Annotated in this window: 8 protein-coding genes; 5 read left to right on the top strand and 3 right to left on the bottom strand. The window is 70.8% G+C overall.

Annotation, left to right across the window (positions count from 1 at the left end; all coding sequences use genetic code 11):
- The first annotated feature begins 2 nt into the window (after nucleotides 1-2).
- The 3 genes from B4N89_RS07065 (at nucleotide 3) to B4N89_RS07055 (ending at nucleotide 4,052) form a co-directional block, all read left to right on the top strand.
- Nucleotides 3-860, top strand: coding sequence for a carbon-nitrogen hydrolase family protein (locus tag B4N89_RS07065; RefSeq protein WP_161500654.1), 858 nt, complete (start codon nucleotides 3-5; stop codon nucleotides 858-860).
- A gap of 118 nt (nucleotides 861-978) precedes the next feature.
- Complete coding sequence (locus B4N89_RS07060; RefSeq protein ID WP_078974998.1) at nucleotides 979-1,935, top strand: SGNH/GDSL hydrolase family protein; 957 nt, start codon at nucleotides 979-981, stop codon at nucleotides 1,933-1,935.
- 83 nt (nucleotides 1,936-2,018) lie between these two features.
- Nucleotides 2,019-4,052 carry an ATP-dependent DNA helicase gene (locus tag B4N89_RS07055; RefSeq protein WP_078974997.1) on the top strand — a complete coding sequence of 678 codons (2,034 nt, stop codon included), beginning with the start codon at nucleotides 2,019-2,021 and terminating at the stop codon, nucleotides 4,050-4,052.
- A 462-nt stretch (nucleotides 4,053-4,514) separates the two neighbouring features.
- Here the strand turns inward: B4N89_RS07055 and lexA are convergent, their stop codons facing one another.
- Nucleotides 4,515-5,225, bottom strand: coding sequence for a transcriptional repressor LexA (gene lexA, locus B4N89_RS07050; RefSeq protein ID WP_414646406.1), 711 nt, complete (start codon nucleotides 5,223-5,225; stop codon nucleotides 4,515-4,517).
- Nucleotides 5,226-5,873: 648 nt separating this feature from the next.
- Here lexA and nrdR point away from each other — a divergent pair.
- Both nrdR and B4N89_RS07040 read left to right on the top strand, forming a co-directional pair.
- Complete coding sequence (gene nrdR, locus B4N89_RS07045; protein ID WP_101897011.1) at nucleotides 5,874-6,377, top strand: transcriptional regulator NrdR; 504 nt, start codon at nucleotides 5,874-5,876, stop codon at nucleotides 6,375-6,377.
- Between the two features lie 165 nt (nucleotides 6,378-6,542).
- The gene (locus B4N89_RS07040) at nucleotides 6,543-9,395 is read left to right on the top strand and encodes a vitamin B12-dependent ribonucleotide reductase (protein ID WP_078974996.1); all 2,853 of its coding nucleotides are present in this window, start codon (nucleotides 6,543-6,545) and stop codon (nucleotides 9,393-9,395) included.
- A 119-nt stretch (nucleotides 9,396-9,514) separates the two neighbouring features.
- Here the strand turns inward: B4N89_RS07040 and def are convergent, their stop codons facing one another.
- Together def and B4N89_RS07030 are read right to left on the bottom strand one after the other, a co-directional pair.
- A complete protein-coding gene (def, locus tag B4N89_RS07035; RefSeq protein ID WP_078974995.1) occupies nucleotides 9,515-10,192 on the bottom strand; it encodes a peptide deformylase in 678 nt (225 codons plus the stop codon).
- 56 nt (nucleotides 10,193-10,248) lie between these two features.
- Complete coding sequence (locus B4N89_RS07030; protein ID WP_078974994.1) at nucleotides 10,249-11,868, bottom strand: hypothetical protein; 1,620 nt, start codon at nucleotides 11,866-11,868, stop codon at nucleotides 10,249-10,251.
- Between the last annotated feature and the right edge of the window lie 18 nt (nucleotides 11,869-11,886).

Genomic DNA, 11,886 nt, shown 5'->3' with positions numbered 1-11,886 from the left:
GGGTGACCGACGTCGCCGAAAACGCGAGGCAACCTCTGAGGGTCGCCGCCGCACAGGCCCAGGCGCGGCCGGGCGACATCCCCGCGAATGTCGCCACGGCCGCGCAACTCGTGCGCTTCGGGTCCTCGGCCGGCGCCGATGTCGTGGTGTTGCCGGAGCTGTTCCTGTCCGGCTACGACCTCGACCTGTTCCGACCCGACGTGAAACCGTGCGACATCGTGCCCGGCGACACCCGGCTCGGCGAGTTGCAGGCCGCCTGCTACGCCACCCGCACCGTCGCCGTGGTCGGCGCCGCGGTGCGCCGCGCGGGCGGGCGGACCATCTCGCTGCTGGTGGTCGGCCGCGACGGCGACGCGCACGTGGCCTACGACCGCCAACACCTGTGGCGCGAGGAACGCGAACTGTTCCGCCCCGGCGACCACGGCTGCACGATCGAGATCTCCGGCTGGCGGCTGGGCCTGGGCAGTGCCTACGACGTGAGCTTTCCCGAACACGCGCGCGCGGCCGTGCACGACGGTTGCGACGCGTACCTGTGCCCGGGGGTGTACACGCGCGGCGACGGCGAACACCGACGCGATCTCTACTTCGCCGCCCGCGCCCTGGAGAACACCTGCTACACGGTGGTGGCCAACCACATCGGCGACACGGGCCTGGGCCCGGCCTGCGGACGCAGCGGGGTGTACGGACCGGACGGGCGAGTGGTGATCGAGGCCGACGGGGAGCGGGTGGACGTGGTCGCGGCCACCTTCCAGGACATCGAGATCGACGCCGCCCGCGAGTGCCTGACCATGCTGGAGGACCTGCCCTCGCGAGCGCGCGCGGCGGCGGGCGCGCGCCGCGAGACGATCAAGCTGGACTGAGTCGGCGGCGACCCGGCGGCCGGGAGGCCGGCATCCGGGCGCGGAAGACCGTAGTCTCGCCGGAACGCCGCTACCTACCGACGGGTAATGGGCGGGTGACGACGAGAGGGGAGCGCTGGTGCGCACAACTCGCAGGGCGATCGCGGGCCTGGCCGCACTGACGGCGCTCGGCGCGCTGTCCGCCTGTTCGGACGACTCCGGCGATTCCAAGGCGTCCGCCGCCGCGAAGAGCGGCGCCCCCGGAGGTACACAGGCCGCCCCCGCACCGGCCGGCGCACTGCCCGCGGCCGCCAGTGGCGCCACCTACGTCGCGCTCGGCGACTCGTACGCGGCCGGCGTGAAGATACCCGTGATCGTGCCCACCGCGCCGCCCGGCTGCAGCCGCTCGGAGAGCAACTACGCGCACCTGGTGGCCAAGCGGAAGAACATCACCGGCCTCGTCGACGTCACCTGCGGGGGAGCCAGGACCCCGGACCTGACGGTCGGCCAGCAGACCCAGGGCGCCCCGCCGCCGCAGTTCGACGCGCTGCGCCCGGACACCGCGCTGGTCACCCTGGGCGTCGGCGGCAACGACATCGGCTTCTCCGAGATCGTCACGATGTGCGTGCTGCAAAGCCGCAGCACCACCTCGACCCAGCCGTGCACCGACAAGTACGCCCCGGGCGGCAACGACGAGTTGACCAAGCGGATCGGCGACACCGGGCCCAAGCTGGCCGCCGCCATCACCGGCATCAAGGAGCGCTCGCCCAAGGCCCGGATCCTGGTCGTCGGCTACCCGATGATCCTGCCGGAGAGCGGCCCCGGCTGCCCCGCCCAGGTGCCGGTGGCCGACGGCGACCTGCCGTACCTGCGCAAGCTGGTGCCCGCGCTCAACGACATGATCGCCAAGGAGGCGGCCAAGCAGGGCGCGGAATACGTCGACACCTACACCGGCTCGGCCGGTCACGACGTGTGCAAGCCGGTCGGCACCAAGTGGGTCGAGGGCGTCAAGCCGGAGTCGCCCGCCGGCCCCGTGCACCCCAACGCGCTCGGCCAGGAGGCCATGGCCGACGCGGTGCTGGCCAAGCTCGGCTGAGCCGGAAAACCTTCGGGGAGGAGTCGGACGAAGCGGGCCGCGCGGTCGGGGATGTCGCTCGGAGCATCTAGGCTTGTCGCCCGATGAGCGACTCCGACCGTCCCGCGCTGACCGAACTCCTGCACGCCGCCGTCGCCGCCGTCGGCGGATCGGAGCGACCCGGACAAGTATCGATGGCCGAGGCCGTCGCCGGCGCGGTCGCCCGCGCCGAACACCTGCTGGTCCAGGCCGGCACCGGCACCGGCAAATCGCTGGCCTACCTGGTGCCCGCGCTGGCCGCGCACCGCAAGGTCGTGGTGGCCACCGCGACCCTCGCGCTCCAGCGCCAACTCGTCGAGCGCGACCTGCCGCGCACGGTCGAGGCGCTGCGCCCGCAGCTGCGCCGCTCGCCGACCTTCGCCACGCTCAAGGGGCGCGGCAACTACCTGTGCCTGCACCGGCTGCACGACGGGCCGCCCGACGAGGGCGAGGTGCTGTTCGACCCGTCGCCCACGAGCAAACTCGGCCAGGACGTGGTCCGGGTGCGCGACTGGGCCGACGAGACCGACACCGGCGACCGCGACGACCTGAGTCCGGGGGTCAACGACCGGGCCTGGGCCCAGGTGTCGGTGTCCTCGCGCGAGTGCCTGGGCGCCTCACGCTGTCCGTACGGCGACGACTGCTTCGCCGAGGCTGCCCGCGAGCGGGCCAAGCAGGCCGACATCGTGGTGACCAACCACGCGCTCCTGGCCATCGACGCGTTGGAGGACGCGCCGGTGCTGCCCGAGCACGAGCTGCTGATCGTCGACGAGGCGCACGAGTTCGCGAGCCGGGCCACGGGCGTGGCCACCGCCGAGTTGAGCCTGAGCGCGGTCGACCGGGCCGCGCGGCGCGCCGGCAAGCTGGCCAACGAGGGCGCGGTGGACAACCTGAACGCCGCCTCGGAGGCGTTCCGCAAGACCCTGGACGGGCGCGAGCCGGGCCGGTTGCGCGAGGTGGACCCGGACCTGGGCTGGACGGTGACCGCGCTGCGCGACGCGAGCCGGGGCGTGATCACCTCGCTCGGCGAGGTCCGGGACAAGTCGCTGAGCAACGAGGACGCGGCCCGCCGCCAGGCGCTGGCCGGCGTCGAGCACATCCACGACACCTGCGAGCGCATCCTGCGGGAGTCGCCGCACGACGTGATCTGGATGGAGCACAACGAGCGCACCGGCGCGTCGCTGCGGGTGGCCCCGATCGCGGTGGCCGGACTGCTGCGCGAGGCGCTGTTCGGCGACCGCACCGTGGTGCTCACCTCGGCCACGCTCATGCTCGGCGGCAACTTCCGCGGCGTGGCGGGCAGCCTGGGGCTGAGCCCCGAGGCGATGTTGACCGACGCGCCCGAGCCGGTGCCCACCGACGTCGCGGTGCGGCCGGGGGAGGACGAGGAGGCGGCGGGGAAGGACGACGCGGACGGCGACACCGACCTGGCGCCGTGGCGCTGCATGGACGTGGGTTCGCCGTTCGACTATCCCAAGCAGGGCATCCTCTACGTCGCGCGGCACCTGTCGCCGCCGGGCCGCGACGGGATGAACGCGGGCACGCTGGACGAGTTGGCCGAACTGATCGAGGCCGCGGGCGGCCGGGCGCTGGGCCTGTTCTCCTCGCGGCGCGGCGCGGAGGCGGCCACGGAGGCGCTGCGCGAGCGGCTCGACGTGCCGATCCTGTGCCAGGGCGACGACTCGCTGGCCGAGTTGTTGCGGCGCTTCGCGGCCGAGCCGCGCACGTGCCTGTTCGGCACGTTGTCCCTGTGGCAGGGGGTGGACGTACCCGGGCCGTCCTGCCAGCTGGTGATCATGGACCGGATTCCGTTCCCGCGTCCCGACGACCCGCTGATGAGCGCACGGGCGCAGTCGGTCCAGGAAAGCGGCGGAAACGGCTTCATGGCGGTCTCGGCCACGCATGCGGCGCTGTTGATGGCTCAGGGGGCCGGGCGGTTGATTCGGTCGATGAACGACCGGGGTGTGGTGGCGGTGCTGGATCCGCGGTTGGCCACCGCGCGGTACGGCGGGTTTTTCAGGGCGTCGATGCCGCCGTTGTGGTACACGGAGGATCGGAATCAGGTTCGGCGGTCGTTGGCCGCGATCGACAAGGACTGATTGTCGGTGGCTTCGCGCCGGGTCCGAGGGGCGCGGGGTGGGGTCGGGGCGGCGGACTCGTGTCGGCGGCGGTGCTTCTTTTTGGGCGCTTCGCGCCGGCTCGCGAGGGGCCGCTTTTCTGCTCCCCCGCTTCGCTCCTCCGCAGAAAAGCGGCCCCTCGCTCGGGGCTGTGTGCCCCTCCGCTTCGCTCCGGGTCACCCAGCCCAAACTCTGCGGCTCCGCCGCTCTCCGCGCTTCGCGCGTCGATCTCCAGGGGTGGCGCCGGTCGTGGGCGCTGACGCGCCTGGGGTGGGGCGGTTCGGGGTGGGCCGTGTCGTTGCGATTGGCGAGGGGTGCTGCGTTGTGCGGGTGATCCGGGGTCACCGGGGCGGCGGGGTTGCCTCGGACGGGAAACGGGCGGCCGCTCGGCGTGGGAGCGCCGGACGACCGCCCGTGGGGGGTATGTGGGGGTCCGCGGTCATCTCAGACTCGGCGCATGACGGCGACCACACGGCCCAGGATGGTTGCCTCGTCGCCCGGGATGGGCTCGTAGGCGGGGTTGTGGGGCATCAGCCAGCGGTGTCCGTCCCGGTGGCGCAGGCGCTTGACGGTGGCCTCGCCGTCGAGCATGGCCGCGACGATGTCGCCGTTCTCGGCGACCGGCTGGCGGCGGACCGCGACGTAGTCGCCGTCCATGATCGCGGCCTCGATCATCGAGTCGCCGCTGACCTTGAGCAGGAACACGTCGCCGTCGCCGACCAACTGGCGCGGCAGCGGGAAGACGTCCTCGACGGACTGCTCGGCCAGGATCGGGCCACCGGCCGCGATCCGGCCGACCACCGGGACGTAGGAAGCGGCCTGTGACCCGCGCTCGGCGTGCGGCCCGGCCGGCGCGAGCGGACGCCCACCGTCGGGCGAACGCACCTCGTAGGCGCGCGGACGATGCGGATCACGGCGCAAATAGCCCTTGCGTTCGAGCGCCATCAACTGGTGCGCGACGGAGGACGTGCTGGACAGTCCGACCGCCTCGCCGATCTCGCGCATGCTCGGCGGATATCCGCGCGACTCGACAGAGGCGCGGATCACTTCGAGGACGCGCGTCTGGCGCGGCGTCAGCCCCCCCGCCGGACGCCGCGTCGCACCGCCCTGGACCTGCGCGTTCTCGGTGCCCGGGGCGGGCGCCGGTGGCGGCACGGTGGCGCTGTGCGGGGATTTCACGGGGAGGGTTTCGGTGCGGATTCCGGGGTGGATGGCTCCGGTGGCTTCTCCGGTCACGGCTGGCCCTTTCGACGGATTGCTCGCACGTGGAGAACGGTAGTCGGGTTCGAAAGGTTGCGCCAAACACACGTTCGAGTGAATTTAGGCCAATCCGGTGGCGATCATTCGGTTCCCGCTGTAGTAATCGTACATACATTCGAATTCCGTTCGGGAATTGCCTACAGGGGCGACGCCCGATATGTCGCATGCGTCGCTCGTGTGCCGCGACACGCGGCCGGTCGGGTTAATTTCGGCGACTCCTCGGGCGGTGACCTGCGGGGATGACGAGAGGTCACCACGGGCTCTCCGAGCGTCTGCGAGTCGGCTTGCAGCGCCTCGGGTCGCGGTCTACCGTAGCCACTACATCTTGTGGTCGAGGGCGTTGCAGAAGCCCACAAGTTGTGGTTGCCGTATATACTATGTTCCCGGAGCATTCCCGGACCGCACCGGACGGGCCCCCAGGCGTGGGCCCTCGGGGCGAGGGCGCGGCAACCCGCGGCACCACCAGGGCACGTTTCGCTTGGCGCGCGACGCGCACGAGCACCACGCAGGACCTGCGTCTGAACGAGGGGGAGAGGGAACGGCATGCACTGCCCCTTCTGTCGGCGAGCGGACAGCCGCGTCGTGGACAGCCGGACCACCGACGACGGGGCCGCCATCCGGCGCCGTCGCTCGTGCCCCGACTGCGGACGACGCTTCACCACGATCGAGACCGCCTCGCTCACGGTGATCAAGCGCAGCGGCGTCACCGAGCCGTTCAGCCGGGACAAGGTCATCGCCGGTGTGCGCAAGGCGTGCCAGGGCCGCCCGGTCACCGGTGACGCGCTGGCCCTGCTAGGCCAGCGGGTCGAGGAGGCGGTGCGGGCCACCGGGTGCGCCGAGTTGACCACCCACGACGTGGGCCTGACCATATTGGGCCCGCTCCGTGAGCTCGACGAGGTCGCCTACCTGCGGTTCGCGTCCGTATACCGGGCCTTCGAGTCCCTGGAGGACTTCGAGGCCGAGGTCGCGCTGCTGCGCGCCGGTCGCGCGGAGCCGATCGGGCCCGAGGTGCCCGCGAACGCGGCGGACGCCCCCGCCGCGGACTGAGCACGGGTCGCCCACGAGCGGGCCGCCCACGCGCGGGTCATTCACATTTTCATTCGGTAGTACACGTCGGTAGTACAGGAACGACGGACCACCCGACCGGTCATCCGGGTCCTCCCATCGGGATGCCCCGGCCTGCCCACGGCGTTGTTCAAAAGAGGAGACGGCATGACAGAGACGACGAGCGGCTCAGCACGCGGTGCCGGTCGGTCACGACCCGGCAAGGGCCTGCGGATCGAGCGCGTGTACACGACCCCCGGCGTCCACCCGTACGACGAGGTGGTCTGGGAGCGTCGTGACGTCGTCATGACCAACTGGCGCGACGGCTCGATCAACTTCGAACAGCGCGGCGTCGAGTTCCCCGACTCCTGGTCGGTGAACGCGGTCAACATCGTCACGAGCAAGTACTTCCGCGGTGCGGTGGGCACGCCGCAGCGCGAGTGGAGCCTGAAGCAGCTGATCGACCGGGTCGTGAAGACCTACCGCAAGTCGGGCGAGGAGAACGGCTACTTCGCCGGGCCCGCCGACGCGGAGATCTTCGAGCACGAGTTGGCGTACGCCCTCCTGCACCAGATCTTCAGCTTCAACTCGCCGGTCTGGTTCAACGTCGGCACCGCGCAGAAGCAGCAGGTCAGCGCGTGCTTCATCCTGTCGGTCGACGACTCGATGGACTCGATCCTGGACTGGTACAAGGAAGAGGGCCTGATCTTCAAGGGCGGTTCGGGCGCCGGCCTGAACCTGTCCCGGATCCGCTCCAGCAAGGAACTGCTCACCTCGGGCGGCAACGCCTCGGGCCCGGTCTCCTTCATGCGCGGCGCCGACGCCTCCGCCGGAACGATCAAGTCGGGCGGCGCCACCCGCCGCGCGGCCAAGATGGTCGTCCTCGACGTCGACCACCCCGACATCGAGGACTTCATCGACACCAAGGTCAAGGAGGAGGAGAAGATCCGCGCGCTGCGCGACGCGGGCTTCGACATGGACCTCGGTGGCGCCGACATCGCCTCGGTGCAGTACCAGAACGCGAACAACTCGGTCCGGGTCTCGGACGAGTTCATGAACGCCGTCGAGCAGGGCAAGGAGTTCGGGCTGCGCGCCCGGCTCACCGGCGACGTGCTGGAGACGGTCGACGCCAAGAAGCTCTTCCGTCGCATGGCCGAGGCCGCGTGGGCGTGCGCCGACCCCGGGATCCAGTACGACGACGAGATCAACAAGTGGCACACGTGCCCCGAGTCGGGTCGGATCACCGCGTCCAACCCGTGCTCGGAGTACATGCACCTGGACAACTCGTCCTGCAACCTGGCCTCGCTGAACCTGATGAAGTTCCTGCGCGAGGACGACACCTTCGACGCGGTCAACTTCGCCAAGGTCGTCGAGCTGGTCATCACCGCGATGGACATCTCGATCTGCTTCGCCGACTTCCCCACCGAGAAGATCGGCGAGACCACCCGCGCGTTCCGTCAGCTGGGCATCGGCTACGCCAACCTCGGCGCGCTGCTGATGGCCACCGGCCACGCGTACGACAGCGACGGCGGCCGGGCGCTGGCCGGTGCGATCACCTCGCTGATGACCGGCACCGCGTACAAGCGCTCCGCCGAGCTGGCCGCCATCGTCGGCGCCTACGAGGGCTACGCCCGCAACGCCGAGCCGCACAAGCGGGTGATGCGTCAGCACGCCGACGCCAACGACACCGGCAAGCGCATGGACGACCTGGACACCCCCGTGTGGGAGCTGGCCACCAAGGCGTGGAAGGACGTCGCCAAGCTCGGCGACAAGCACGGCTTCCGCAACGCGCAGGCCTCGGTGCTGGCCCCCACCGGCACCATCGGCCTGATGATGGACTGCGACACCACCGGCGTCGAGCCCGACCTCGCGCTGGTGAAGTTCAAGAAGCTGGTCGGCGGCGGCTCGATGCAGATCGTCAACGGCACGGTCGCCCGGGCGCTCGCCCGGCTCGGCTACCAGCCCGAGCAGGTCGAGGCGATCGTCGAGCACATCGCCGAGCACGGCCACGTGGTGGACGCTCCCGGCCTGAAGACCGAGCACTACGAGGTGTTCGACTGCGCGATGGGCGAGCGCACCATCTCGCCGATGGGCCACGTGCGGATGATGGCGGCGATCCAGCCGTGGATCTCCGGCGCGATCTCCAAGACGGTCAACATGTCCGAGGACGCCACCGTGGAGGAGATCGAGGAGATCTACTTCCAGGGCTGGAAGCTCGGCATCAAGGCGCTCGCGATCTACCGCGACAACTGCAAGGTCGGCCAGCCGCTCTCGGCCGGCAAGGGCGAGAACAAGGGCAAGGCCGACGACGGCAAGGCGACCGCGGCCACCGTGGTGGAGAAGGTCGTCGAGTACCGCCCGGTCCGCAAGCGCCTGCCCAAGGGCCGGCCCGGCATCACCACCTCCTTCTCGGTGGGCGGTGCCGAGGGCTACATGACCGCCAACTCCTACCCGGACGACGGCCTCGGCGAGGTCTTCCTGAAGATGTCCAAGCAGGGCTCGACCCTCGCGGGCATGATGGACGCCTTCTCGATCGCGGTCTCGGTGGGGCTCCAGTACGGCGTGCCGCTGGAGACCTACGTCTCCAAGTTCACCAACATGCGGTTCGAGCCGGCCGGTCTGACCGACGACCCGGACGTGCGGATGGCGCAGTCGATCGTCGACTACATCTTCCGCCGCCTGGCGCTCGACCACCTGCCGTTCGAGACCCGCTCGGCGCTGGGCATCCACTCGGCGGCGGAGCGCACCCGGCACCTGGAGACCGGTTCCTACGAGCCGGACGAGCCGGCCGCCGCGGAGGACATGCGCACCCTGGCGCAGTCCGCGCCGACCGAGGCCGCGCCCAAGGCCCCGGACCTGAAGCCGGTGCCGGCCGCGGTGCACTCCTCCACCGAGCTGCTGGAGGCCCGGCAGGGCCGCAGCGCGGACGCCCCGCTGTGCTTCTCCTGCGGGATCAAGATGCGCCCGGCGGGCAGCTGCTACGTCTGCGAGGGCTGCGGCTCGACCAGCGGGTGCAGCTGACCGCGAGGGCGGTGCCTCGGATGATGGGGTGAGCGCGTGAAAGGGGCGGGGAACCGGTATCGGTTCCCCGCCCCTTTCGACGTCGTTCTCGGCGTTGTGCTCGGAGGTGCTTCCGGGGGTCAGCCGGCGAGCTGCTTGGCCTTCGCGTCGCGCTTGGCGAACACCTCGTCGCGCATCGACTCCATCTCCTTGAGCACGTTCTTGCGCTCGCGCTTGGAGAGCCGGTCGATGTACAGGTAGCCGTTGAGGTGGTCGGTCTCGTGCTGGAGGCAGCGGGCGAAGTAGCCCTCGCCCTCGACCACCAGCGGGTTGCCGTCCTTGTCCACACCCCGGGCGATGGCGCGGTCGGGGCGGGCCAGGTCCTCGTGCGGGCCGGGGACGGACAGGCAGCCCTCGCCCGCCTCCTCCAGGTGCCGCTCGGCCGCGGGCAGTTCGTCCAGGACCGGGTTGAGGATGTGGCCGACGTGCCGGTTGCCGTCCTCGTCCACGCAGTCGTAGACGAACAGCCGGATGCCGACGTCGACCTGGTTCGCGGCCAGGCCCACGCCGTCGGCGACGTACATGGTCAGGAACATGTCGTCGATCAGGGTGTTCAGTTCGTCGGTGCCGAACTCGGTGATCTCGGCGCAGGGCCGGTGCAGGACTTCCTCGCCGACCACGGTGACGCGCAGGACCTTGCCGCGCGCGGCCTCGGGCGCCATGGCGGGGTACGAGTCCACCGGGCGGCCCATCACAAAGATCCGGCCCTTTTCGTGATCGTGGTGATCGTGGCTGGAGTGGTCGTGGTGCTCGGCCATCGGTCTGCTTTACCTTTCCACCAGGGCATGAACCCGAATTACCCTACCCGCCCCGGTCAGGGCAGGACGGCCGACGCCTTCGCCGTGATGGTGACCTCGCCGGGTTCGGTGACGGTCACCTCGGTCCAGCCGTCCTCGGTCTCGCCGATGCTCGTATTGGGCTTGTTCGCGACGAACCAGCTGGTCCGGTGGATCCGTACGGTGAACGTGCCGGCCTGCTGGGCGAGCAGGGTGAAGCCGCTCGGGGTGATGTCGACCAACTGCCCGGGGCCGTCCAGGAGCGGAACCGGGTCGGCCACCTCCCAGATCACCCAGTGCGGGTCGGACCACACCGGCACCAGCCAGTCGGCGCCGGCGCGCAGGATCTCCGCCTCACGCTTGGCGGACGGATCCAGCGGGACGTCGGGCAGGGCGATGAAGCGCACCCCGGTCTCGCGCACCCACGCGTGGTACTGCGCCTCGTCCAGACCGGGGCCGTACAGCACCGAGTTGTGCGCGCGGTCGAGTTGGCGCTCCCACCCGCGCGCGAGCGGCATGTGCTCGGCGACGTAGACGGTCTCCCAGTGGCCGCGCGTGAACGGGATCTCGATCCGGCCCACCGGCAGATTGGCCCGCTCCAGGAAGTCGAGCATCCCGACGTAGTAGGCGGAGTTCTTGCCGGTGCTGTCCTGGTTGTTGAAGGCGACCGCCTTGCCGGCGGAGGAGAACTGCCAGGCGAGCAGCGGTACGGCGAGCAGGACCACCAGGCGCCGGCGGCCCAGCGAGAGCAGCACCACGGCCATCAGCGGACCGGCGCACAACTCGCCGAGCCGGGCCACGTTGCCGCCCACGGCGCTGGGGATCAGGAACAGCACGGTGGAGGAGAGCGCGTACAACCACAGGAAGCGGCGCGCGCTGACCTCGGTGCGGGGCAGAAGGGCCAGGCCCACGCCCGCGAAGCCCAGGATCGCGGCGAACCGCCACAGCGGGAACGCGAAGTCGCCGCCGCCGGGGAAGACCAGCGACATCACCAGGCCGAGCACGGCGGGGGACAGGCTGAACCGGGTCGCCCACACCCGCTCGGAGGGCACCCACGCCAGCGCGATCATCAGCAGGAACGCCGCGGCCAGCGGGCTGGCCAGGCCACAGAAGCCGGCCGCCACCGCCGCCCACGCCCGATGTCCGGTCCGGGCGGCCAGGATCGCCATCAGGCCGGCGGCCACGCCGAGCACGAACGGGGTGCGGCCGATCAGGTATTCGATGCTGACGATGACCGCGAACCAGCAACTGCCGACCCGCCGGGCCAGGTCACCGCGGCCAAGGCGCAGCCGGGAGAACGCCCACGCGGCGGCGACGCAGGAGATCGCGGTGAGCAGGCGCGTGCCGATGCCGCCGGCCAGGACCGGGGTGATCACGCTGTAGCCGGGCAGCAGGTGTCCGCCGTACCACTGGTTGTTCCACAACACCGCGCCGTGGTCGCGCACCAGCCAGGCGCGGAAGATCTGGGCCGGCCAGTCGGCGCCGTTGATGCCCAGCACGGTCAGTAGGCCGACCAGGGCCAGAGTGATCACGTACGGGTGCTCGGTGATCCCGATCAGCACCGTGCGCGCATGTCGGCGCCACGTACGGCGGGCGGTGCCGCCCGCGCCCGATGTGGGTTCCCCCAGGGGTATGCGGCCGTCCAGAGCGTGTGTCATGACGGCCCCAGTTTTTCA

The organism is Embleya scabrispora, from assembly GCF_002024165.1.
Classification (GTDB): Bacteria; Actinomycetota; Actinomycetes; order Streptomycetales; family Streptomycetaceae; genus Embleya; species Embleya scabrispora_A.
The sequence above is the reverse complement of the archived record's forward strand: the minus strand, read 5'-3'. Positions and strand labels throughout refer to the sequence as shown.